The organism is Maribacter sp. PR66 (genome assembly GCF_028464205.1).
Classification (GTDB): Bacteria; Bacteroidota; Bacteroidia; order Flavobacteriales; family Flavobacteriaceae; genus Maribacter; species Maribacter flavus.
Genome location: NZ_JAQPCH010000014.1, coordinates 25582 through 52001 on the forward strand (window position 1 = coordinate 25582; position 26420 = coordinate 52001).

Genomic DNA, 26420 nt, shown 5'->3' on the forward strand with positions numbered 1-26420 from the left:
TTAAGGGAATTAAATAGGATAGCATTCCAAGGGCATCGTATGTTTTCCCCAAATTTTATAGTACCTTGTTCGTTCCTATTTTTTTAACTTTAAAGAATACTTATGAAATTATCTGTGCTGTGGATTGCTATCCTTTCTATATTAACGGTAAACTCTCAAAAACTTCCACAAGACTATTTGTCATCGGATTTCCATAAAGAAAGAAGGGATAAAGTCCGGGAATTGATGGCGCCGAACAGTGTCTTGGTCTTTTTTGCCAATGCCGAGCGAAACAGGGCCAATGATGTGGATTATATCTACCATCAAGATCCCAATTTTTATTATCTCACCGGTTATAAGGAACCCAATGCCGTATTGCTTATTTTCTCCGATATGCAGAAGGATATCGATGGACAGGAATTTAATGAAATGATTTATGTTCAGGAGCGAAATGCCAAAGAGGAGCAATGGACCGGAAAGCGTTTGGGTGTGGAAGGGGTACGGGAGCAACTTGGGTTTGACAAGGTTTTCAATGGCAGTGATTTTGCCGATGTCCCTATCGATTTCAAATCCTTTGATACCGTTTCCTTTTTTGATTTTGAGAATGATTATAGGGACAAAAGGGGAAAGGCCGATTTGTTCGACCTTATAAAAACCTTTAAACTAAAGGCCAATTATCCATCGGATTATGACCCGGTAAAGCAGAACCTGTACGCAATGATCCAATCGGTAACACCCAATAATGCAGAAAACGTAGTTAAGGCGGTGGGTAGGTATTTAGCATTTTATGAAAACCTAAAAGACGATGAATTCCTGACGGACTTCGTGAATGCCACCGATGAATCAAAGAGGCTGGAAGTAAAGGAAAATGTAAATTTAGAGTTGGCTTCCAACAATTTGGACTCAAAAATGATTTCAGAAATAATGGCCACGCTCAGGGAAACCAAGACCCCGGAGGAACTGAAATTATTGAAAAAGGCCATAGAAATCTCCGCAGTGGGTCAAATAGAAGTGATGAAAGCGATGCACCCCAACATGTCCGAAACGGAAATCCAAGGCGTCCATGAGTACGTCTATAAGAAATATGGGGCTGAGTATGAAGGCTATCCTTCCATCGTGGGGGGCGGCAATAACGGATGTATTTTGCACTACATTGAAAATAATAAAATGGAGGTGGGCAATGATCTGGTTTTGATGGATTTGGGAGCGGAATATCATGGCTACACGGCCGATGTTACCCGAACCATTCCCGCCAATGGGAAATTTACTCCTGAGCAAAAGGCCATTTACGATATTGTATATGAGGCCCAAGAGGCAGGGATAAAGGCCAGTGTGGTGGGCGCCGAATTTCAGGCTCCCGGAAAGGCCGCCTTGAAGGTCGTGGAGAATGGATTGATGAAGTTGGGTATCATCAAGGAAGCCAGTGAGGCTAGGACCTATTTTCCGCATGGTACATCCCACTATTTAGGTTTGGATGTGCATGACCAAGGTACCTACCGTCCATTTCAGGCCAATACCGTCATCACTGTAGAGCCCGGTATTTATATTCCGGAAGGCAGCGATTGCGATGAAAAGTGGTGGGGCATCGCGGTACGTATCGAGGACGACATTCTCATCACGGAGGAGGGTCCGGTGAATCTATCGGCTATGGCTCCGCGAACGACGGAAGCTATCGAGGCCATGATGAAACAGCCCAGTCCTTTGGACGATTTTCAATTGCCAAAGCTGGATTAACGGTTCAAAAGGAATTCGCTTAAATCCGAATAGGCCTTAATTTTTATCGATTTTTTCTCTTTGTCCATTACCTTTTGGATTTGTGGGGGCAAGGGAAGTTTTTTGCCAATGGTCTCTTCCACCACGTCCAAAAATTTCACGGGGTGTGCAGTTTCCAAGAAGATGCCAAAGGCATTAGGATGTTTTTCCTGATACTTTTTTAGTCCTAAATAGCCCACTGCCCCATGCGGGTCCGCGCAGTACCCACAGGACTGGTACATATCCAAAAGTGCTTTTTTCGTCTCGGTGTCCGTAAAGGAGTAGGAGGAGAGGTGGTCTTTTAAGGTTTCAAAATCGTCCTCAAACAAATGTCGTATCCTCACAAAATTACTGGGGTCGCCAACGTCCATAGCATTCGAAATAGTTGCAGTAGAAGGTTTAGGTTTATAGGATTGAGTTTTCATGAACTGTGGAACGGTATCGTTTACATTGGTCGCTGCAATAAAGTGCTTCACGGGCATGCCCAGTTTTTGGGCGACCATACCGGCACAGATATTTCCAAAATTCCCGGACGGTACTGAAAAGACAATCTCCATACCCTTTCTTTTTGCTTGTTTGTAAGCAAAAAGAAAGTAAAACAATTGCGGTAACCAACGGGCTACATTGATTGAGTTGGCCGAGGTCAGTTTCATTTTACTTAAAAGCGCCTCATCTAGAAAAGCCGTTTTGACCATCGCCTGACAATCGTCAAAAGTACCGTCCACTTCCAAGGCCATAATGTTCTGCCCCAAGGTGGTCAATTGACGTTCCTGGATATCACTTACCTTTCCGCTTGGATAAAGGATTACCACCTTTACACCATTCACCCCTAAAAATCCATTGGCTACGGCACCTCCCGTATCTCCAGAGGTGGCCACCAAAACGGTGACCTCATTTTTTTCGTCTGTAGAAAAGAAGCCCAAACATTGCGCCATGAAGCGCGCACCTACGTCCTTAAAGGCCATTGTAGGTCCATGAAAAAGTTCCAAGGTAGCGATGTTATCTTCGATTTCAACGACAGGAAACTCAAAATCCAACGTATCCTTTAGAATGTCGCGAAGGACATCATTCGGGATTTCATCGCTAACGAATTGATGGATGGCATTGAACGCTATTTCCTGATTTGAAAGGTCCTCGATGGTTTCAAAGAAACTTTTGGGTAGCTGTTCAATGTTTTCCGGAAAGTAAAGTCCTTTGTCCGGTGCTATGCCATTGATCACGGCATTCTTAAAGGATACTACGGGTGCTTTTTTATTTAGACTGTAAAATTTCAATGTGCTGACTTGTATTTCTTTAGGCCTTGGAATTAAATTGTCCGTACACCTAAATGATTAATTTTGGATACATGGACATCATGCTCCACACCTATTTCCTCATACACTTCTTTCATGGCAACGGCCACCTTTTTCGCATTTTCCGTTCCTCTGCTTAATGCAAAAATGGAGGGTCCAGACCCTGAAATACCGGCGCCTAATGCTCCGGCTTCCAATGATGCTTTTTTCACTTTATCAAAACCAGGAATTAAGATAGCGCGTATAGGCTCAACGATATGATCTTCCAAGGAACGACCTATCAACCCATAGTCATTTTGCAACAGACCGGCAATCAATCCGCCTACATTTCCCCATTGTTTTATAGCGGTTTGAAGGGATAGTGTAGTCTTTAAAATCTTTCTGGAGTCCGATGTCTTTATCTCGATTTGCGGATGTATGACCGTTGCCACCAATTCTTCGGGTGCTTTTATGGGTACAATGTCCAAAGGGGAATAACTTCGTACCAGGGTAAAACCGCCAAACAAGGCCGGAGCTACATTGTCCGCATGGGCTACGTCACTGGCCAGGCGTTCTCCCTCCATGGCGAAGGTGACCAAATCGGTTTTTGAAAATGGGTTTCCCAATAAATGGTTCATGGCCCAGACCGCTCCCGTTGAGCTTGCAGCACTACTTCCAATACCGCTTCCAGGTTTTATTTTTTTATGTATTTCGATTTCAAAACCTCCGGCGTAATCGGCTTTTTCCAATAAGGCAAGACCTGCAACACCAGCAACATTATTTTTTGTTTCAAAGGGTAAATTCTGTCCCTCTATCTTGGTGATGAAAACTCCTTTTTTAAGAGTCTTTCGGACGACCATTTCATCCCCGACCGAATCCAAGGCAACGCCAAGAACATCGAACCCGCAGGAAATATTGGCGATTGTCGCTGGGCAGAATACCTTTACTTTGTCCATAATTAAAAGTTACCTATTCTAATAATATCCGCAAAAATACCCGACGCCGTTACATCTGAACCTGCTCCTGCTCCCTTGATTATCAGAGGAAGGTTCTTGTATCTTTCGGTAAAGAACAAAACAATATTATCACTTCCTTCCAGGTTATAAAAATCATGAACTTCTGGAATTTCCTGAAGTCCTACGCTGGCTTTGCCATTTTCAAACTGGGCCACATACTTGAGCTTACAGTTTTTCGCTTTGGCATCGGCATAAATTTTCTGAAAGTCCGACTCATATTTTACCAAGGATGTAAAGAAGTCATCGTTGTTGGTGGTATCCAAACTTTCTTTGGGCAAGAAGGAATTGTTCTTTATGTCTCCAATTTCCAAAACATAACCACTTTCGCGAGCCAAGATGAGGATCTTCCGCATCACATCGATACCACTTAGGTCTATCTTTGGGTCGGGTTCCGTATAGCCTTCTTCTTGGGCCCTTTTTACAATGTCGTGAAAGGTGTTGGAATCATTGAAATTATTAAACACGAAGTTTAAGCTACCTGATAGAACCGCCTGAATTTTAAGCACCTTGTCTCCTGAAGCAATGAGGTTTTTCAAGGTGTCCAGAATAGGTAGTCCCGCACCTACATTGGTCTCGAACAGGAAAGGCGCGTTGTATTCCCTAGCAAGGGATTTTAGGCGTGCATAATTGTTGTATTCCGATGAACAGGCAATTTTGTTGCACGTTACCACGGATATGCTGTTGCTCAAAAAATCTGGGTAGGTGCCAGCTATTTCCGCACTCGCCGTGTTGTCCACAAAAATACTGTTACGGAGATTGAGGTCGTTGACCCTATCGATAAAAAGCTGCTTATCTGCCTTTTGTCCGGTCGACAAAGTATCTTGCCACGTATCCAACGGAATTCCTTTTTCATCGAAATGCATGGTTTTGGAGTTTGATATGCCAACCACCCGAACATTCAGCTTTAAATTCTTTTTTAGATATTTTTCCTGCGATTTTATTTGGTTCAGGAACTTGGCTCCAACGTTTCCAACACCCATGACGAAAAGATTGAGCTGCTTTACGTTTTCCTCGAAAAACTCCTCGTGAAGGGCATTAAGTGCTTTTTTTACATCCTTCTCGTTGATGACACAGGATATATTACGTTCCGATGCACCTTGGGCAATCACCCTAATATTCACATTGTTCTTACCCAGCGTACTGAACATTTTTCCACTGAGTCCTTGGTGGCTCTTCATGTTGTCGCCTACGAGGGCCACAATGGCCAGTCCCTTTTCCGGTATCACTTCCTTGATCTTTCCCCTTTCTATTTCGTAGGCAAACGCCTCGTTTACAACTTCAACGGATTTTTCAACATCATCCGCCGAAACCCCTACGCAGATGGAGTGCTCTGAAGAGGCTTGGGTAATGAGCACGACACTGATATCGGCCTGTGACAAAACCTCGAAAAATCGTTTTGAAATTCCGGGTATACCCACCATTCCTGGACCTTCCAAGGAAAGTAGCGCCATATTGCCAATGTGGCTGATACCGCGTACGGTCTTTCCGCCTTCGTTCCTAGATTTGGTTATTAGGGTGCCTTCTTCTTCGGGCTTGAAGGTATTTTTTATATGTATCGAAATGCCTTTGGACAGAACAGGCTGTATCGTTGGAGGATACAGGACTTTGGCACCAAAATGCGAAAGTTCCATGGCTTCCTCATAGGAAATATGGGTGATTGCCTTGGCCTGCTTTACCATTTTTGGATTGGCCGTGTACATGCCGCTCACATCCGTCCAAATCTCCAAAACATTAGCTTCCAAAGCGGCGGCATAGATGGCTGCGGTATAATCGGAACCGCCCCTGCCCAATGTGGTTATGTCATTATTTTTGGAAGTGGCAATGAATCCCGGGCAAACGGTTATGAAAGCCCCGTTGTTTTTGAAATATTCCTTGCAATTGGTATCGGTCAACGTAAAGTCCACCACATTTTTACCGGCGAGCTTAAAGGTTTTGATCAGTTCCCGACTGTCCTTGTAAACGGCGTCCAGACCTTCCGAAGCCAAATACTCGCTGATGATATACGACGATAACAGTTCCCCAAAACTTACGATTTTATCGGAAAGCTTAGGTGTAATCTCACCAATAAAATAAGCACCTTCCAATAGGGTTTCCAGGATGTTCAATTCAGACTTTACCTTGCTAAGCACCTTGCTTTGCGCGGTTATGGGAATCAGTTCCTTAACGGTACCCAAATGTCTGGTCTCGATTTCACTGAGGATATCCTTATATCCGGTTTGTTCCTTGGCCGCCAACTCACCTGCTTGAAGTAGTTGGTCCGTCACTCCTCCAAAGGCGGATACTACTACAATGATTGGATCATTATAGGCCAAAAGGATGTTTTTGATTTTTATGATATTTTCTGGGCTGGCTACGGAAGAGCCGCCAAATTTCAAGACTTTCATGCTAGAATAATGTATAAATTGACTTTATGGGAATCGTGTTGAAAAACACTATAACGGAGGTGTATAATTATTACCCCATAGGGGTGGTGTACACGGTACGTGTAAGAAATTGGTTTTTTATTGTATTGGATACAAGCATTATGTCCTTTTGGGATATTTACTTTGATGAGGCTCAAAAGTAGTACATTTGGCTAGCTATTCAAACGTTTCCACAATTTTTTATGGGATCGTTACTTTTTAATTCAATCCAAAGCTATTATGAAGGTTTTTACCGCCGCCCAAATTTATAAAGCCGATACATTTACTATTGAAAAACAACAGATAACAAGTGATGCCCTTATGGAGCGGGCCGCTACCCAAATCTTTAATTGGATGCACGTTAGGATGCAGGGGGCACCGGTAAAGATCCATCTGTTTTGTGGCATTGGAAATAACGGGGGCGATGGTATTGCGCTTGCCAGGCACTTGTTCGAGCATGGATATGATATTGCTGTGTACGTTGTTAAGTATAGCGATAAACGATCCAAGGATTTCCTGACAAATTTGGACCGATTGAAAGACCGGAAAATTTGGCCCATTTATATGGATGCCGATAGTAATATGCCAGAAATTCATCCTAACGATATTATCGTGGATGCCATTTTTGGGATTGGGTTGAACAGAACGCCCGATGCTTGGGTAGCAAAAATAATCCAGCATTTGAATACTTCCAAGGCGTTTATCCTTTCGGTGGATATTCCATCCGGGTTGTTTACGGACAGTGTTCCAGAGGACAAAGAAGCTGTAATAAGGGCCAATTATGTGCTAAGTTTTCAAGTACCAAAATTGGTTTTCTTTCTTCCCGAAACCGGAATATATGTGGAACAATGGGAGGTTTTGGATATTGGTCTGGATGCGGAATTCTTGATGAACGAGAAAACGGATTTCGAACTGATTTCTAAGAACGAGGTTCTTCAGTTTTATCGGCCTCGGACAAAATACTCGCACAAGGGTACTTACGGACATGCCCTCATTGTGGGAGGTAGTTATGGAAAGATGGGCGCGGTCATTTTGACAAGCAGGGCCGCATTGAAAGCGGGCAGCGGTTTGGTGACGGCGTACGTTCCGGAATGCGGATACGGAATTTTACAGACAGCGATTCCAGAGGTGATGGTCCTGACAAATGGCAAAGAGGCGATCGAAGCTATTGAATTCGACATGAAGCCTACGGTCGTTGGTTTGGGAATAGGAATGGGAATACATGACAAAACCGTAAAGGCATTGGAGCATTTCTTAAAGGCAAATAAACTACCACTTATCTTGGATGCGGACGCGTTGAACATCCTTTCCAAGAATCAGGACCTGATGGATTTTATACCTGAGAATTCCATTTTAACACCACATCCAATGGAATTGGAGCGGTTAGTGGGGAAGTGGAAGGACGATTTTGAAAAGTTGGAAAAGGTAAGACAGTTTACGGATAAGCGAAAAGTTGTCCTTGTAGTCAAAGGAGCTCACAGCATCACTTTTTTTGAGGGTAGGGGGTACATCAATACTACTGGAAATCCAGGGATGGCCACCGCGGGCAGTGGTGATGCCCTTACCGGTATCATTACCGGACTAATCGCACAAGGCTATTCCAGTTTGCAAGCGGCTATTTTTGGGGTTTACATCCATGGAAAATCAGGAGATATATCCGTAGAAAACACGGGATATCAGGCATTGATTGCTTCGGATATTATAGAAGGCATTGGGAGTGCTTTTTTGGATTTGTTCAGGGTACCGGAGCAGGAGCGTCCGGATACCCCTGAAAAGGAAAGTTAAACCTTTACTTGGCACTGATCCTTCTTTTAACCCATTTAAGCGCATTTTCGTATTCAATGAAAAACTTCATCGGCTTTTTATAAAAGAGTTTTTCGATTTTGAAATTGTGCATATCGATTTCCTTTACGGATACGATAGCAAATGCCTTCAAGTTTTCCAATTCTTTTAAATAGCTGTATATCGTGGGGTCTATGGCATAGGAATTTTTTCTTAGACTGATAAAGCCGAAGTTTTTATCCCTAAAATGGATTTCAGAAATCCCAATGATTTGATATGCCCTCTCTAAAGTTAACGTGGCTCCTTCATCAAAAATGGATACCATATAATCGTCAAAAACCTGAATTTTTCCAACCTCCAGGTTGTACTCGCGCACGATGATCTTTTTGTTCACAGATCCTACCTTCATTTTATATTCATTATAGTGTCTGGAACGAAAATATACCGATTATCCTCCACGGAATAAATTATTAGATTAAAAGCGTAAATATCGCACGTAATACGAAGCGGCGTAAAGGGTTGTGTTTTAATTCTTACGAAGGCTGTGGTATTGCATTAAAAAAACAAAGGGCAACCTACTAGGATGCCCTTTCATATTTTTGGAATTTGTATTTTACTTATTCGGATTTTGGAGATTCCTGGGGCTTATCGATTTTAATGGTAAGCTCCTCCTTTTTCGCATCCAAATCCATAGTAATGGTATCCCCTTCCTCCAATTTGGAATTGACAATTTCTTCGGCCAAGGCATCCTCTATATACTTCTGGATGGCCCTTTTTAAAGGTCTTGCCCCGTATTGCTTGTCAAAGCCTTTTTCGGCTATGTAGTCCTTCGCGGTTTCTGACAATACTAATTCGTAACCAATGCCTTTGATACGTTTGTACAATTTGGAAAGTTCGATATCGATAATTTGATGTATATGCTCCCTTTCCAAAGGATTGAATACTATAACGTCATCGATTCTGTTCAAGAATTCCGGAGCAAAGGCCTTCTTAAGCGCATTTTCAATGACACCTTTCTGATGGGAATCCGCTTGTTCCTTTTTGGCCGCAGTTCCAAACCCGACACCTTGACCAAAATCCTTTAATTGACGTGCCCCAATGTTGGAGGTCATGATAATAATGGTATTCCTAAAGTCGATTTTTCTACCAAGACTATCGGTAAGGTAACCATCATCCAACACTTGTAACAACATATTGAATACGTCTGGATGGGCTTTTTCGACCTCGTCCAACAAAATAACGGAATAGGGTTTCCTGCGCACCTTTTCGGTCAATTGGCCACCTTCTTCGTAGCCAACATATCCCGGAGGTGCACCTACCAATCTTGATATGGCGAACTTCTCCATGTATTCGCTCATATCGATGCGTATAAGGGCATCCTCGGAATCAAAAAGTTCTTTCGCCATAACCTTGGCCAACTGTGTTTTTCCAACACCTGTCTGTCCTAAGAATATGAAGGAACCAATAGGTTTGTTAGGATCTTTTAGACCGGCCCTATTTCTTTGAATGGCCTTCGATACCTTGGCAACTGCTTCGTCCTGTCCAATTACGTTAGCTTTTATGAGCTTGGGCAATCCTGCCAATTTGTTGCTCTCTGTCTGCGCAATTCTATTAACGGGGATGCCGCTCATCATAGAAACCACATCGGCTACATTGTCCTCGGTAACGGTCTCTTTGTGAAGCTTGCTTTCGTCTTCCCATTTTTCCTGGGCTATGGCCAAATCTTTTTCGAGCCTTTTTTCGTCGTCCCTCAATTTGGCGGCCTCCTCGTATTTCTGCTTTTTGACCACGGAATTCTTTAGTTCCCGCACATCTTCCAGTTTCTTCTCAAGTTCAAGAATCTGTTTTGGTACGTCCATATTTACGATATGTACCCTAGATCCTGCCTCGTCCAAAGCATCAATCGCCTTGTCCGGAAGGAATCTATCGGTCATATATCTGCTTGTCAGTTTTACACAAGCTTCAATGGCTTCATCCGTGTAGCTGACATTATGGTGGTCTTCGTATTTACCTTTAATATTGTGCAATATCTCGATGGTTTCCTCAACGCTGGTAGGTTCAACGATAACCTTCTGGAACCTACGCTCTAAGGCACCATCCTTTTCAATGTACTGTCTGTATTCATCCAAGGTAGTGGCCCCTATACATTGAATCTCGCCCCTTGCCAAGGCAGGTTTGAACATATTGGAGGCGTCCAAACTACCAGTAGCACCTCCAGCGCCCACAATAGTATGGATTTCGTCTATGAACAAAATAACGTCATCGTTCTTCTCCAATTCGTTCATTACTGCCTTCATACGTTCCTCAAATTGACCACGATATTTTGTACCAGCCACGAGGGAAGCCAAATCCAAGGTTACTACCCTTTTATTGTAAAGGATACGGGATACTTTTTTGTTTATAATGCGTAAGGCCAAACCTTCCGCAATGGCACTTTTACCCACACCGGGTTCACCGATCAGCAGTGGGTTGTTCTTTTTTCTTCTACTTAAAATTTGGGAAACCCGCTCTATTTCCTTTTCCCTACCAACAACGGGGTCCAATTTGTTTTCTTCGGCCATTAGGGTAAGGTCCCTTCCAAAATTATCCAAAACCGGGGTTTTGGATTTTTTGGAGCCTTTGTTCCCAGAATTGGTCCCAAAAGTACTTTCCTTACCTTCATTGGTTTCATCGGAATCACTTGGGAAGGATTCAGAAGTTGGTGAATCCACGATTTCGTCATCGCTGGTGATCATAAACTTGAATTGTTCCTTGACTCCATCGTAATCCACTTTCAACTTGTGCAGAAGTTTGGTCGTAGGGTCATTTTCATTGCGTAGGATGCAAAGCAGTAAATGCGCCGTATTGATCGAAGAACTTTGGAAAAGTTTTGCCTCCAAAAAGGTCGTTTTCAATGCTCTTTCCGCCTGTCTCGTCAAATGAAGATTTTTCTTGTCTTTTTGAACGTTCCCTGCATTTGGGTTGGAAGGACTAAGTATTTCGACCTTTCTACGTAAATGATCTAAGTCTACGTCCAGGGCATCCAAAATACTTATTGCTTTTCCACTGCCATCCCTCAAAAGGCCCAACATCAAATGCTCTGTCCCAATAAAATCATGACCAAGCCGTAAAGCTTCCTCTTTACTGTAGGCAATTACATCTTTTACTCTAGGTGAAAAATTGTCGTCCATATATTGAATTATCAACTATAAAATTACTAAATATCAATGAATCATGGGCAAATACCGTACCTATATTCGTTAAAGTTGTTCTAAATGACGAAAAAAGTTAACCAAATCAAACTACATGTCGGTATAATTATCAACCAATGCACCCAGGTTTTATGTTAATAAAATATTGAATAAATACTTGGTTCAGTTCTTTCAACCCCTCTATTTTCCGTATATTGGCATGCTTTTTTACGAATAAAAAACATTTAAAAATTTACCATGGCTGAAGGAGAAAAATTGATTCCTATCAACATAGAAGAAGAAATGAAATCTGCCTACATTGATTACTCAATGTCGGTCATAGTGTCACGGGCACTGCCAGATGTGCGAGACGGTCTAAAACCAGTACATAGAAGGGTACTTTTTGGAATGCACGAACTTGGGGTAAGGAGTACAAGTGCCCACAAGAAATCCGCACGTATTGTGGGTGAGGTATTGGGTAAATACCACCCGCACGGCGATACTTCCGTTTACGACACCATGGTAAGAATGGCCCAGGATTGGAGTTTGCGCTATATGTTGATCGATGGTCAGGGTAACTTTGGGTCTGTGGATGGAGATAGTCCGGCTGCGATGCGATATACGGAAGCGCGTATGCGTAAGATTGCTGATGAAATGTTGGCGGATATCGATAAGGATACCGTAGACCATCAATTGAATTTTGATGATTCCTTACAGGAACCCACGGTATTGCCTACGCGTATCCCGAATTTATTGGTGAACGGGGCTTCGGGTATTGCCGTAGGTATGGCCACAAATATGCCCCCGCACAATCTTGCCGAGGTAGTGGACGGAACGGTGGCCTTCATTGACAACAACGATATAGAAGTTGATGAGTTGATCACCCATATAAAGGCTCCGGATTTTCCAACTGGGGGGATAATTTATGGGTATGACGGCGTAAAAGAGGCATTTCATACGGGTAGAGGTAGAATAGTCATGCGGGCGAAGGCTCATTTTGAGGAAGTTCAAGGGCGTGAATGTATCATTGTTACAGAGATTCCGTATCAGGTGAACAAGGCGGATATGATCAAAAAGACGGCCGACCTTATTAATGAGAAGAAAATAGAGGGGATTTCCAACATTAGGGACGAATCTGACCGAAAAGGTATGCGCGTCGTTTACATGTTGAAAAGGGACGCGATACCCAATATTGTGCTAAATACGCTCTTTAAGTATACCGCTTTACAGACTTCCTTTAGCGTAAACAACATTGCTTTGGTCAATGGAAGGCCACAATTGCTGAACGTGAAGGACATGATTCACTATTTTGTGGAGCATCGTCATGAGGTTGTTGTTAGACGTACCGAATTTGAGCTGAAAAAGGCCGAAGACCGGGCGCATATCTTGGAAGGGTTAATCATTGCATCGGACAATATCGATGAGGTCATCGCTATTATTCGTGCTTCCTCCAATGCAGATGAGGCCCGTGAAAACCTGATGGAGCGATTCAAGCTTACCGAAATTCAGGCCAAGGCAATCGTTGAAATGAGGTTGCGTCAATTGACAGGTCTGGAACAGGACAAGTTGCGTTCTGAATATGAGGAAATCATTAAGACCATTGCCGACTTAAAGGATATTCTCGCCAAAAAAGAGCGGAGAATGCAAATCATCAAGGAAGAGCTTCTTGAGGTAAAGGAAAAATATGGTGATGAACGCCGTTCGGAAATTAATTTTGCCGGTGGGGACTTGAGTATGGAGGATATGATACCCGATGAACAGGTAGTCATTACTATCTCTAGGGCCGGTTATATCAAACGAACCCCACTATCGGAATATAAGACACAAAATAGGGGCGGTGTTGGTCAAAAGGCCTCATCTACAAGAAACGAGGACTTTTTGGAATACCTTTTTGTGGGGACCAACCATCAATACATGTTGTTCTTTACGCAAAAAGGAAAGTGTTTCTGGATGCGGGTATTTGAAATTCCCGAGGGAAGCAGAACTTCCAAAGGAAGGGCCATACAAAACCTAATCAACATTGAGCAGGATGATACCGTAAAGGCATTTATCTGTACGCAGGATCTAAAGGATGAGGAGTATGTGAACAGTCATTATGTTATAATGGCTACCAAAAAGGGTGTCGTCAAAAAAACCCTGTTGGAACAGTACTCCCGTCCAAGACAGAACGGTATCAATGCCATAACCATTAGGGAGGGCGATGAACTTTTGGAGGCAAAATTGACGACAGGTACCAGCCAAATTTTCTTGGGTCTAAAATCTGGTAAGGCAATTAGATTCGAGGAAAGTAAAACAAGACCTATGGGGCGTAGTGCATCCGGTGTACGTGGTATTACCCTAGACAGCGATGAAGACGAGGTAATTGGAATGGTTTCCGTTCATAATTTTGAGGATGAGCTCCTTGTTGTTTCCGAAAATGGATATGGCAAAAGGTCCAGTATCGAGGATTATAGGATTACAAACCGTGGTGGAAAAGGAGTAAAAACCATCAGCATTACCGAAAAAACGGGTAATTTGGTCGCAATCAAGAATGTTACGGATTCCGATGATCTTATGATTATTAATAAATCCGGAATAGCCATAAGAATGAGCGTTGAGGACCTTCGGGTTATGGGAAGGGCCACGCAAGGTGTGAGATTAATCAACATAAAAGGTAATGACTCTATCGCGGCCGTAGCTAAGGTGATGAAGGAAGAAGATGACTTAGACGGGACCGATATTAATGACATTGAAGTGAACCCTGAGTAAAATTGGCATGGGAATTGATTAAATTTGCTCCGAAAGATATTTAACACTAATTAATAATTAATAGAATCAAAAATGAAAACTAAGATTTCAATAATAGCGGCAATGTCCATTGCAATGGTCGGTTTAGCCCAAAAAAACGAAATAAAGGATGCCGAAAAGGCATTGAAAGACGGGGACGTGGCAGCTGCTAAAACCTCTATTGAAGCCGCCATGGGTAGTATTTCTGGCGCAGACGAAAAAATGCAGGCCCAATATTATTATACAAGGGGAAAAGTGTATGCCGATTTGGCCAAAAAAGGAGATGATTCCGCATTTGAGCCTGCGGCCAATTCCTTCCAAAAGGTATTGGAAATAGAAGAACAATCCGGTAAAAGTAAATACTCCAACGAGGCAACCCAGTATATGGCAAGTATATCTGCAGATTTGGTAAACTCCGCAGTATCCGATAACGAACAACAAAAGTTTGAATCCGCTGCCGATAAGCTTTATATGAGCTATAAAATCAGCCCAAAGGATACTACATATTTGTACTATGCTGCAAGCAGTGCCGTGAACGGCGGACACTATGAAAAAGCTTTGGAATATTACAATGAGCTTCAAGAAATAGGTTACGATGGTAGCGGTATCGTATATAAGGCCACCAATACTGAAACCGGTGAGCAGGAAATTATGGACAAAACGCAACGTGACCTAATGGTAAAATCTGGAACCTATAAAGATCCAGTTGATGAGAAAACACCTTCCAAAAAAGCTGAAATCGTAAAAAATACTGCACTAATCTACACCCAATTAGGACAGGATGACAAAGCTTTAGAGGCATATAAAGCCGCTAGAGCTAATGACCCAGAAGATGTCAACCTTATATTGAACGAGGCTAACCTATATTTTAAATTGGGAGATAAGGATAAATTCAAGGAATTAATGGCTGAAGCGATAGCATTGGCACCAGATAATGCAGATTTACATTACAACGTTGGTGTAATCAGCATGGAGCAAGGGAATTTTGAGGAGGCTAGAGAGTCATACAAAAAGGCAATTGAAATCAATCCTAGTTACACTAACGCCTATTTGAACCTTTCCACTACCTATGTTAATCAGGGTAACGCTTTGATTGACGAAATGAATTCTTTGGGTAATAGCAGAGCCGACATTGCCAAGTATGACGAGCTTAAAACAAAAAAGGATAATTTCTTCACTCAGGGAGCCGATATTTTGGAAACCGCATTAAAAACAAACCCAGACAATCAAGGTATATTAACGCAGTTGAAGAACATCTATGGTGCTATGGGCGATAATGAAAACTTCATGAGAATAAAAAAGTTGCTAGGGGAATAATTCTTTAAACAACATAAATTATAAAAAGGGTCCAATAATTTTAGGACCCTTTTTTTATAGGATTCTTTTTAAGACCCTTAGTTGATGCGAATAATTTCTAAGATCGTAATTAAAAATTCCGGTATGGTCTATCCTGTCTATTCGTACCATACCGTTTACATGAATGATAAAATTATTTTTCATTACGATACCAACATGATTGATATGTCCGTAGGAATCATCGAAAAAGGCCAAATCTCCAGGTTCACATTCTTCTATAAAGCTTAAAGCTTCCCCTTGTCTCGCCTGTTCCTGTGCGGTGCGTAATAAATTGTAGCCGTTAATTTTATAGACCATTTGTGCAAATCCAGAGGCGTCTATACCAAATGGAGTTTTACCACCTTTTAATTCCGGCGCATTTAAGTATTTTAATGCTGTATTGATTATGTGCTCTTTTGTTTGTTTCCCTTCGGTCTTATTTCCTTCAACCGTTACTTTAAGAATCTTGGTCAAAGGGATTGAGGAACCTAAAATTATTGAAATCGGTGTGCCGTTTGGATGTTCTGCAAAGCTTAAGAGATCTGTAGCAAAAATTGGCTGTTTTTCTTCAATTAATATAAATTCCTCTTTGGTGATAAAATGTACTTGATTATTTGGTACCCATCCCTCACATTTGTCCGACGAAACTCTGATTTTTGACCAATATTTGCGGGATTCCAATATCTTAAAATGCTCTCCAAAGAGTACTTGGCTCGTCATTTCCGAAGCTTCTTCGGGCGATATTCTCAAAGGAATAACACTTAGTGGGCAAATACCGTATTGCATCTATTTTCTAGGATGTTTAGGCTCGCTCCAAAATCATGGAAGAAGCACCACCGCCTCCATTGCAAATAGCTGCTGCACCAATTTTTCCATTTTTTTGTTCTAAAACATGTATTAGTGTTACAAGAATCCGTGCTCCTGAGCATCCTAATGGGTGTCCCAAAGAAACGGCACCACCATTAACATTTACATTTACATCGGTAAGACCCAATATTTTCATATTCGCCAAACCTACTACTGAGAAAGCTTCGTTAAACTCAAAAAAGTCAACATCTTGAAGTGTAAACCCTGCTCTATTCAAAGCCTTTGGCAAAGCTTTGGCAGGAGCGGTCGTAAACCATTTTGGTTCTTGTGCGGCATCGGCATAGCCCTTAATAGAGGCTAAAGGTTTTAGGTTCAATTCCTTTGCTTTTTCGGCACTCATCAATACCAGGGCAGCGGCGCCATCATTGATGGTGGAGGCATTCGCGGCCGTTACCGTACCATCCTTGGAGAATGCCGGTCTTAAATTTGGGATTTTATCCAAGAAAACGTTCTTGTATTCCTCATCTTCGGAAACGATCAATGGCTCCCCACGTCGCTGAGGTACCGATACGGGAACAACTTCATTTTTGAAAAAGCCTTTTTTCCAAGCTTCTGCAGACCTTTTGTAGGACTGTACGGCGAAAGCGTCTTGGTCTTCCCTTGAAAATTTATATTCAACGGCACAGGCATCCGCACATACGCCCATAGCATTTTGATCATAGGCATCTACCAAACCATCTTTTTGCATTCCGTCTACCATGGATGACGGACCAAATTTCACCGGTGATCTCAAGTAAGCATAATGCGGAATCAAACTCATATTCTCCATTCCTCCCGCTACTATGATGGAGGCATCTCCTAGGGCAATGGCTTGGGCTGCCTGCATCACGGCCTTCATTCCGGAGGAACAAACTTTGTTCACCGTGGTACACGGTACGGTATCCGGAATTCCTGCATAAAGAGCCGCTTGTCTTGCAGGGGCTTGTCCCGTGCCCGCCTGTACAACGTTTCCCATTAAAACTTCTTCCACCATATCCGGCTTTAAATTGATTTTTTCTAGGGCTCCCTTTATCGCGGCGGCACCAAGTTTAGGAGCAGGAATTGTGGACAAGGCACCCATAAAACTTCCTATTGGCGTTCGTACCGCAGAAACTATAACAACCTCTTTCATCTTATATTTTTATTGCTTTTTAAAAATGGATCTGTCATGATGTAACGTTCAGGCGGGTGTAATTTTTCATATCATTATCCTTTGTTTTCAAAAGTTTTTGAAACTTTGATTTCGCCATCTTGATAGCTATCGGTACATCTTGATAAGTATCAAGGATCCCTATCGCTCATTTCATGTATTTTCAAATTTATATAAACGAAATTACTAAATTCTAAACCAAAACCTTGGTTATTGACCTAATTCCTTATTGTACATTTATATTTTCTATTTTTGGAATAGCTACGCAAAAATTGAACGTTTGGACAACCTTTACAAAAAACAATCCCTTATATACAAGTACTTCCTATACTTTGTTTCCATAGGATTTATTGTTTTCTTTTTTCCTAAAGGCGGAAAGTTCAAGTATGAATTTCAAAAAGGGAAACCATGGCAATTTGAAACCTTATATGCACCTTTTGATTTTTCGATAAAAAAATCCGATTCCGAGATTGCTCAGGAAAAGCAGCAAATAGAAGAGACAAGCGGACAATATTTTAGGTACGACCATCAGCAGGTTAGCAGGGTTTACGAGCGATATGATAATTCTTTCCAGAGCATTTTTGGTAATTCGGCTTACACAAATGCCCAAAAGGATTTTTTAAAAAAAATAGGTGAAACCCTTTTAGATTCCATCTACCAAAATGGTGTACTGGATAGTAGTGCTAAACAGATTAGGGGCGGTTCTGTTTTTTTGGTTAAGAACAACGCGGCCGCGAAAAAACAATTTTCCTCGTTTTACAGGCTTTCTGATGTTGGGAATTTGATTCAAAAGAAACTGAAGGAAGAGAATATTCCCCATTTGAACCAAGAATTTCAAGACCTGTTTTTTGAGCTTATTGAGCCAAATGTCAGTTACGATGTTAGCCTCACGCAAAAGAGCCGGGAGGACGCTTTATCTAAGATTAGTTACACTCGAGGTACCGTAGATGAAGGTAAACTAATTATTGCCAAGGGCGAGGTTGTAGAAGGCGAAAATCTGAAAGTATTAGAGTCTTTGAAGTCGGAATATGAATCGGAGTTATGGACAGCTCACAATTATTATATCATACTTATTGGGTATACCGTATTGGTGGCCTTGGTACTTTTAATGCTCTTGCTTTTTCTGAAGAAATACAGACCAGCCATCTATGGCAACAATACAAAAGTAACCTTCATTTTTTTCAATATCCTCCTGATGGTTTTTATCACAACCATGGTTGTAAAGTATGATGATTCCTTGGTGTTCGTAGTGCCGTTATGTATACTACCCTTAATTCTAAAAACCTTCTTTGATGCGAGATTGGGGCTATTCGCCCATGTACTGACCGTACTGATTTTAGGGTTTGTAGTACCCAATAGTTTTGAATATATCTTCCTTCAGATTATTACGGGTATTGTTACCATTTTAACAGTTTCTGAATTGTATAAACGGGCCAATCTATTTATTTCTATAGGACAGATTATTTCTATTTATGTAGTGGGGTATTTGGCATTTCACATAATACACGAAGGCAACCTCAGTAATATCTCATGGTATACACTAGGGCTTTTCTTACTCAATGGTATGATAACCTTGTTCGTACAGCCCTTGATTTATATTTATGAAAAAGTCTTTGGTCTAGTATCCGATGTCTCCTTGTTGGAACTTTCGGATACCAATTCAAAGTTATTAAAAGAATTATCCAACAAAGCCCCTGGTACGTTTAACCATTCCCTTCAAGTAGCCAATCTCGCAGAATCCGCGGCCAATGAAATTGGGGCAAATGCCATGTTGGTAAGGGTAGGGGCGCTCTACCACGATATAGGTAAAATGAACAACCCTACCTATTTCACCGAAAACCAGATTACCAATGTGAACCCCCATGACGAAATCACTCCTAGAGAAAGTGCCAAGATTATTATTGGACATGTTATAAAGGGCATAGAGATTGCAAGAAAAAATAAATTACCTGATCGTATTATCGATTTTATTAGATCCCATCATGGAACTACATACGTTTACTATTTCTATAAGAAGGAGAGGGACTTGGAAATAAATATCAATGAAGAGGATTTTAAATACCCAGGCCCTCTTCCATTTTCAAAAGAAACGGCCATATTGATGATGGCAGATTCTGTAGAAGCAGCCTCAAAAAGCCTAAAGGATCCCACCTATACCATTATTGATGAATTTGTAGATAAGATAATTGCAGGACAAATGAAAGCCAATCAGTTCATAAATGCGAACATCACCTTTAAGGAGATTGAAATCATCAAGAAAATCTTCAAACAAAAACTGACCAACATTTACCATTTAAGGGTAGAATATCCTGAATGACAGACCGTTTATTTTTTTTTAAAAAACCTAGTAAAATAGTTGCGTGCTTCTACGGTAAAATTTACATTTGCATCCGCAATTTGAGCGAACGTTCCTGAAAATAGATTATTGGAGAGGTGCCGGAGTGGTAACGGAGCAGATTGCTAATCTGTCGACGCGCAAGTGTCGCATGGGTTCGAGTCCCATTCTCTCCGCAATTTCTTTTAATTTAAGATAGCCTCGGGGTGTAGCGTAGCCCGGTTATCGCGCCTGCTTTGGGAGCAGGAGGTCGCAGGTTCGAATCCTGCCACCCCGACAGACATGGTTTTTTTAACAACAAACTAAACCATAAATAATTGAAAACCAGAAAATTAATTTTTTCTGGTTTTTTTTGTTTTGGTCTGAAATCAAGGGTGAGGATGTCCTATATGATGTCCTATTTTTGTCGGGGGAAATTCCTTATCTTGTATTTCCCGATTTGATATTTCGTGTGATTTGACTTTCGCTCAACGGATTGTTCCACTTAAGGCGAAAACACATGAATAGCTCTAATTCATTCAGTATCAGCTTTTGGCTAAAAAAAACGGCCAAAAAAAAAGATGGCCGGATTCCCATTTATGCCCGTATAAGATTTGAGGGCCGCTATTCCGACCTCAGTGTCCATAGATCAACTTTTGAAGAACGATGGTGTCCTATTTTGGGCAAAATCGATCATCGTGCCAATGAAGCGAACAGCATCAACCGATATCTAGACGATGTTCACGCCAAACTCTTGGAGTGCCATCGGCAGTTAATAGGGGAGGGAGCGGTGATCAACGCAAAGATCATCAAATTGCGCTACCTTGGAAAGGACAAGGTGGTCAGGACATTAAAGGATATCATCGAATTCCATCGCACCCATGAAATGCCAAAATTGGCAAAGGGCACGATCAAGAACTACTCGGCCACGGAAACCTACCTAAAACGGTTCGTAAAGAAAAAGTTCAACTCACAGGACATAAGATTGTCCTTTATAGATTATGCATTTTTGGTCGAATTCGAGAGCTTCCTTAGAAATTGCCCTCCGATTAACAAGGCCCAGCCATTGACCAATAATGGCATCATGAAGCACATGGAGCGGTTCAAGAAATTGGTGGGCATAGCCTTCAAGTTCAGGTGCATCCCCCAAAACCCCTTCAACCAGTACAACATGAAGTTCGAGGATTACGACAGTGATTTTTTGGAAGAGGCCGAAATACAACGCTTGATTTCCACTAAAATCAAGGATAGCGGCAAGGCCATTGTAAAGGATATATTTCTTTTTGCCTGTTATACAGGCCTAAGCTATATTGAGGTCAAGCTCTTAAAGAGAAGTGATATTGTAACAGGAATAGATGGAGAAGAGTGGATCAATGTCAAACGGAAAAAGACCAAGACACCTGTAAGGATTCCCCTGCTGTATCATGCCAAGGCCATATTGGACAAGTATTCCAATCATCCCAATGTCGATAATGACCATACGTTATTGCCTGTATATTCCAATCAAAAAGTAAACAAATACCTAAAGGTGATTGCCACCAAGGCACAAATCGATAAGCACCTGACCTTTCATGTGGCCAGGCACACTTTTGCGACCACTATTACCCTAATGAACAATGTTCCCTTGGAAACGGTATCCAAGCTATTGGGGCACACCAAACTATCGACCACCCAAAAATATGCAAGGGTGGTGGAGAAAAAGATCAGCAAGGATATGGCCCAGTTGAAAGCGGTTCTCGAAAAAAGTCCCGAAAAGGAAGTAGTGAATGGCCAGAAACCTGGGGCCAACCTGCGGATCATAAGATAAAATTTAATAGCTTAACCAATATCATCGAAAGCTAAGCCCGCAAAAGTTTGTCGGACAAGGGACGGCATAAAGCCGCTCCTTTGTCCCTTTTTATTCCGTTTCCTTGCCGCTCCAAAATTTTGTCTACCACTTGTTACATGCTCAAATATTGTTTAATTAAAAATTCATTTAACATGGAAACAAAAACAAAAGAGACCGGAACCAAGAAAACGGTAACAAGACAAAAAGCATCCAACAAGGATGTCAAAGACCAACTGACCAAGGAGGCTACTGGTAACGCCAATGGTACTGAAAAGACCAAAGAAGCCAAGGCACCGGTGGTGGTTCCCAAAATCAGCATCGACAGCCGGATCCAGAAGTTTGAAAAGTTGAGAGGCTTGGCGACCAACAGGGAACGCCTGAACCAGACCCTTGGAGAACTCACCAAGTTCAACTACAACCAGGACGGTTCCAGTTCATTTTACATCAGGGATTCCCATGGATTGGAATTCAAGACAACCAACAGCAATCTCATCAATTTGGTGACCACACAATTGCAGAATACCTTGGAGGAACGAAAGTCGGAGTTTGAGCAGGAGATTCTTGCATTCGAACTATAATAGATCAAAAAATCGTCCAATAAATAGCCCGACAAAAGGGAGGGTTACACATATAACAACAGCTTTTGTTTTTCAAGGTTTTTTTGCGACATAAAACATTCCCTTATAAAACTTTTCATCGATTGATTGCCTTAAACTTAACTTAAAGTAATGCGGTTAATTCCAAAATTTTGTAATTTTGCAACGATGAAAGAGGTTTTCCATAAAATATTATCTATTTCGATGGCTTTTGTAGTGATGTTCTCTACAATGTCATTTACTGTGGATATGCATTATTGTGGGGACAATTTGGTCGATTTTAGTTTATTCTCAAAAGCTGAAGGTTGTGGAATGGAAAAAGCACAACCAGTTAAAAGTTGTGAGAATCCTAAAATGACTGAGAAATCTTGTTGTTCTGACGAGCAAATTGTAAAGGAAGGCAAAGACGACCTTAAAATATCTTTTGACACGCTTTCTTTTGAGCAGCAAACGTTCATCGCTGCTTTTACATACTCTTATATAAACCTATTTGAAGGAACCGAATCTGAAGAAGTTCCTTTTGAAGATTACCCGCGACCCTTTGTCAAACGGGATGTGCAAGTGCTGCACCAGACTTTCTTAATTTGATTTGTTAGATTTTTTGAATGAAGCCCAATAGCTATGCTGTAGTGGGCTAAAACTCGTGTTTGCCATATTCTGCAACACGTAATTCCAATTATCTAATAATCAAATGCTATGCTGAATAAGAGCATTAAATTTCTCATAGAAAACAAACTTGTTGCCGTTCTACTACTTGCCCTATTCGTGGGTTGGGGCGTGGTCAACGCACCCTTTAATTGGGAAACGGGCTTTTTACCTACAGACCCAGTTGCCGTTGATGCCATACCTGATATTGGCGAGAACCAGCAAATTGTTTTTACCAAGTGGCAAGGGCGCTCGCCACAGGACATTGAAGACCAAATCACATATCCTCTTACCACTTCGCTTCTCGGTATTCCAGGCGTGAAAACCATCCGTAGTTCTTCTATGTTTGGATTTTCAAGCATCTATATCATTTTTGAAGAAGACATCGAGTTCTACTGGTCACGCAGTCGCATACTTGAAAAACTGAACTCACTTCCTGCAAACCTATTACCTGATGGTGTCAATCCATCATTAGGGCCAGATGCCACAGGTCTTGGACAGATATTTTGGTACACGCTGGAAGGTCGTGATAAAGATGGCAACGTTACTGGCGGTTGGGATTTACAGGAATTGCGTAGTATTCAGGATTACTATGTGAAATATGGGTTATCATCTGCAAGCGGTGTTTCTGAAGTGGCTTCCATAGGTGGGTATGTTCAGGAATACCAAGTGGATATTGACCCAGAAAAAATGCGCCAGTACAATGTAAGTATGGGCGATGTGGTCAAGGCTGTAAAGCAGAGCAATCAGGACATAGGCGCACAAACCCTCGAAATCAATCAAGCTGAATATCTCGTGCGCGGATTGGGTTATGTAAAATCTATCGCAGATATCGAAAATGCCGTGGTTGATTCAGAAAACTTTACTTCTATTCGTATCAAGGACGTGGCAAATGTTCATTTGGGACCTGCTACCAGACGTGGAATTCTCGACAAGGAAGGTGCCGAAGTCGTAGGTGGTGTCGTAGTTGCTCGCTACGGTGCAAATCCGCTGGAAGTCATTAACAATGTTAAGGCACAAATTGCTGAAATAAGCGCTGGACTTCCCACAAAAACATTGAAAGATGGTCGCACTTCACAAGTAACCATCGTACCGTTTTATGACCGTACTGAACTCATACAGGAAACGTTAGGCACGCTCAATGAAGCCCTGACTTTGGAAATCCTGATTACCATTTTGGTCATTATTATAATGGTTTTTAATCTGCGTGCATCCATCCTTATTTCAGGACTATTACCCGTAGCAGTTTTGATGGTTTTTATCACGATGAAGCTCTTTAATGTAGATGCAAACATCGTCGCACTTTCTGGTATCGCCATTGCCATCGGAACTATGGTGGACGTGGGCGTGATACTCGCCGAGAATATGATTCGGCACTTGGAAGATGAAAAGTTGCGGCTTAATGAAAACGGTAAGGAATACACCACAAACGAAATCATCTACAACGCAACTGCCGAAGTTTCTGGTGCTATCCTAACAGCTGTCCTGACGACCATTATCAGTTTCCTGCCCGTATTTACGATGATAGGTGCCGAAGGAAAACTGTTCCGCCCACTTGCTTTTACCAAAACAATGGCACTCACGGCATCACTCATCATTGCGTTATTTCTCATTCCACCCATCGCGGCATTCCTGTTCCGCAAGACGAGTGTGCGAGAACGTACACAGTATGCCATTAATGGCTTGCTTGTTTTATTGGGAATTATCGCCATTGTTTACGGTTATTGGTTAGGACTAATTCTTATCGCCTTTGCTATCACATCATTTTTAAAGATGCGTGGTACGCTTTCGCGAAAGCGTAAAAATCTACTGGATATCATCATTTCATCGGTTGCCATCGTATTCTTGCTCGCTACCTACTGGCGACCGTTAGGCTTTGACCGAAGTATTGTGATGAACTTGTTATTTGTTTCCATTATCTGTTTTGGACTGCTTGGTGTGTTCTCGATTTTCAGGATATACTATGAGCGTATTTTGCGATGGGCACTTCAGAACCGATATCTATTCTTAATCGTTCCGGCTACGGTGCTCACGTTGGGTATCATTATTATGCGAAATACGGGCAAAGAGTTTATGCCAGCGCTGAATGAAGGCTCTTTCCTGCTGATGCCTACATCCTTACCACACGCTGGTGTGGAAGAAAACAAGCGTGTGTTGCAACAGCTCGATATGGCGGTGGCGAGCATCCCTGAAATTGAAACCGTAGTAGGAAAAGCAGGACGAACGGAAAGCGCACTCGACCCAGCACCACTCTCGATGTATGAGAATGTCATTCAGTATAAATCTGAATATATGCGGAATAGTTCAGGCGAGAGACAACGCTATAAGGTCAATGACGATGGATTGTTTGTACTGAAGAACGACAAATTTATTATTAACCCAAATAATGAGATAGACGAAGATGTCAATTATGACAAAGCATCGCTCAAGACTACCGCTACATGCGAAGAGTTGATTGAAGATGAAAACGGCGAGTATTACCGAAACTGGCGACCAGACATCGAGAGTCCAGATGATATTTGGAACGAGATAGTTCGAGTAACCAAACTACCAGGCGTGACATCTGCACCCAAGTTGCAACCCATCGAAACACGTTTGGTAATGCTACAAACGGGAATGCGTGCGCCTATGGGCATCAAGGTAAAAGGTCCGGATTTAAAGTCCATAGAAAATTTTGGACTGCAACTGGAAGACATCTTGAAACAAGCCGAAGGCGTTAAAGAACAAGCTGTCTTTGCAGACCGTATCGTGGGCAAACCCTACTTGCTCATCGATATTAAGCGAGACCAATTGGCTCGATATGGCATATCCATTATGGACGTGCAGGAAATCCTTCAAGTGGCCGTGGGCGGTATGCCACTAACGCAAACCGTGGAAGGCCGTGAACGCTACGCCGTGCGTGTCCGCTATCCAAGAGAATTACGGGCAAATCCAGACGACTTGCGTAATATCTATGTTCCCGTTGAAAAAGGAAGTCCTGTACCGCTGGGCGAATTGGTAGATATACGCTACGAACAAGGTCCACAAGTTATTAAGAGCGAAGACACTTTTCTAATTGGCTACGTGCTGTTTGACAAGCTCGACGGCTTTGCCGAAGTGGATGTAGTAGAAAATGCCCAAGCCTTAATCCAAGAAAATATTGATAACGGTTCACTAATCGTACCACAAGGCGTGAGCTATCGCTTTACGGGAACGTATGAAAATCAGTTGCGAGCAGAAAAAACCTTATCAGTCGTGGTGCCACTTTGTTTACTCGTCATATTCTTGATTTTGTATTTCCAGTTCAGGTCGGTTTCTACATCGCTTATGGTGTTTACCGCCATTGCCGTAGCCTTTGCAGGTGGTTTCATAATGATTTGGTTGTATGGGCAAGATTGGTTTTTCAACTTCAGCTTTTTCGGCGAAAATCTGCGGGACTTGTTCAATATGAAAACCATCAATTTAAGTGTCGCCGTTTGGGTAGGTTTTATTGCCCTATTTGGTATTGCTACGGATGATGGCGTGGTAATGGCCACCTATTTAGACCAATCTTTCAAAAGCAACGAACCAGACAATAAAAAGGGCATTC

General features: G+C 42.0%; 16 protein-coding genes and 2 tRNA genes. 11 read left to right on the forward strand and 7 right to left on the reverse strand.

The window, feature by feature from the left end; translation table 11 throughout:
• Window positions 1–102: 102 nt before the first annotated feature.
• Window positions 103–1713: an aminopeptidase P N-terminal domain-containing protein gene (locus tag PP181_RS17185; protein WP_272637995.1), complete on the forward strand. Its 1611-nt coding sequence runs from the start codon at window positions 103–105 to the stop codon at window positions 1711–1713.
• Here PP181_RS17185 and thrC read toward each other — a convergent pair.
• From thrC to thrA, 3 genes are read right to left on the reverse strand one after another with little or no spacing between them, the layout of a single operon-like run.
• Window positions 1710–3005, reverse strand: coding sequence for a threonine synthase (gene thrC / locus PP181_RS17190; protein WP_272637996.1), 1296 nt, complete (start codon window positions 3003–3005; stop codon window positions 1710–1712). The two genes, PP181_RS17185 and thrC, sit on opposite strands and share 4 nt — an antisense overlap.
• Window positions 3006–3037: 32 nt before the next feature.
• Entirely contained in the window at window positions 3038–3958 is a 921-nt protein-coding gene (locus tag PP181_RS17195) for a homoserine kinase (protein WP_272637997.1), read from the reverse strand.
• A gap of 2 nt (window positions 3959–3960) precedes the next feature.
• The gene (gene thrA / locus PP181_RS17200; RefSeq protein ID WP_272637998.1) at window positions 3961–6402 is read right to left on the reverse strand and encodes a bifunctional aspartate kinase/homoserine dehydrogenase I; all 2442 of its coding nucleotides are present in this window, start codon (window positions 6400–6402) and stop codon (window positions 3961–3963) included.
• A 258-nt stretch (window positions 6403–6660) separates the two neighbouring features.
• Here thrA and PP181_RS17205 point away from each other — a divergent pair, with 258 nt between their 5' ends.
• Window positions 6661–8205, forward strand: coding sequence for an NAD(P)H-hydrate dehydratase (locus tag PP181_RS17205; RefSeq protein WP_272637999.1), 1545 nt, complete (start codon window positions 6661–6663; stop codon window positions 8203–8205).
• Between the two features lie 4 nt (window positions 8206–8209).
• Here PP181_RS17205 and PP181_RS17210 read toward each other — a convergent pair whose 3' ends face one another.
• Window positions 8210–8611 carry an STAS/SEC14 domain-containing protein gene (locus tag PP181_RS17210; RefSeq protein ID WP_125222690.1) on the reverse strand — a complete coding sequence of 134 codons (402 nt, stop codon included), beginning with the start codon at window positions 8609–8611 and terminating at the stop codon, window positions 8210–8212.
• Window positions 8612–8819: 208 nt separating this feature from the next.
• Window positions 8820–11372, reverse strand: coding sequence for an ATP-dependent Clp protease ATP-binding subunit (locus PP181_RS17215; RefSeq protein ID WP_154918725.1), 2553 nt, complete (start codon window positions 11370–11372; stop codon window positions 8820–8822).
• Between the two features lie 258 nt (window positions 11373–11630).
• Between PP181_RS17215 and gyrA the strand changes: the two genes are divergently transcribed.
• Window positions 11631–14120: a DNA gyrase subunit A gene (gene gyrA / locus PP181_RS17220; protein WP_138258628.1), complete on the forward strand. Its 2490-nt coding sequence runs from the start codon at window positions 11631–11633 to the stop codon at window positions 14118–14120.
• A gap of 72 nt (window positions 14121–14192) precedes the next feature.
• On the forward strand, window positions 14193–15455 hold the full coding sequence (locus tag PP181_RS17225; protein ID WP_272638000.1) for a tetratricopeptide repeat protein: 1263 nt from the start codon (window positions 14193–14195) through the stop codon (window positions 15453–15455).
• 54 nt (window positions 15456–15509) lie between these two features.
• Here the strand turns inward: PP181_RS17225 and PP181_RS17230 are convergent, their stop codons facing one another.
• Together PP181_RS17230 and PP181_RS17235 are read right to left on the reverse strand one after the other, a co-directional pair.
• Window positions 15510–16259, reverse strand: coding sequence for a C40 family peptidase (locus PP181_RS17230; protein WP_272638001.1), 750 nt, complete (start codon window positions 16257–16259; stop codon window positions 15510–15512).
• 16 nt (window positions 16260–16275) lie between these two features.
• Window positions 16276–17451 (reverse strand): acetyl-CoA C-acyltransferase, encoded by a 1176-nt coding sequence (locus PP181_RS17235; protein WP_272638002.1) that lies wholly within the window; start codon window positions 17449–17451, stop codon window positions 16276–16278.
• Window positions 17452–17749: 298 nt separating this feature from the next.
• Between PP181_RS17235 and PP181_RS17240 the strand changes: the two genes are divergently transcribed.
• The 7 genes from PP181_RS17240 to PP181_RS17270 all read left to right on the forward strand — a co-directional run.
• On the forward strand, window positions 17750–19786 hold the full coding sequence (locus tag PP181_RS17240; protein WP_272638003.1) for an HD family phosphohydrolase: 2037 nt from the start codon (window positions 17750–17752) through the stop codon (window positions 19784–19786).
• Between the two features lie 110 nt (window positions 19787–19896).
• Window positions 19897–19980, forward strand: a tRNA-Ser gene (locus tag PP181_RS17245).
• 26 nt (window positions 19981–20006) lie between these two features.
• Window positions 20007–20081 (forward strand) — tRNA-Pro (locus PP181_RS17250).
• 222 nt (window positions 20082–20303) lie between these two features.
• Window positions 20304–21590 (forward strand): site-specific integrase, encoded by a 1287-nt coding sequence (locus tag PP181_RS17255; protein ID WP_272638004.1) that lies wholly within the window; start codon window positions 20304–20306, stop codon window positions 21588–21590.
• 173 nt (window positions 21591–21763) lie between these two features.
• A complete protein-coding gene (locus PP181_RS17260) occupies window positions 21764–22189 on the forward strand; it encodes a hypothetical protein (protein WP_127139827.1) in 426 nt (141 codons plus the stop codon).
• A gap of 186 nt (window positions 22190–22375) precedes the next feature.
• Window positions 22376–22795, forward strand: a complete 420-nt coding sequence (locus tag PP181_RS17265; RefSeq protein WP_127139828.1) for an HYC_CC_PP family protein — start codon at window positions 22376–22378, stop codon at window positions 22793–22795.
• Window positions 22796–22903: 108 nt separating this feature from the next.
• Window positions 22904–26420: efflux RND transporter permease subunit (locus tag PP181_RS17270; protein ID WP_272638005.1), on the forward strand; the 3517-nt coding region annotated here is incomplete at its 3' end.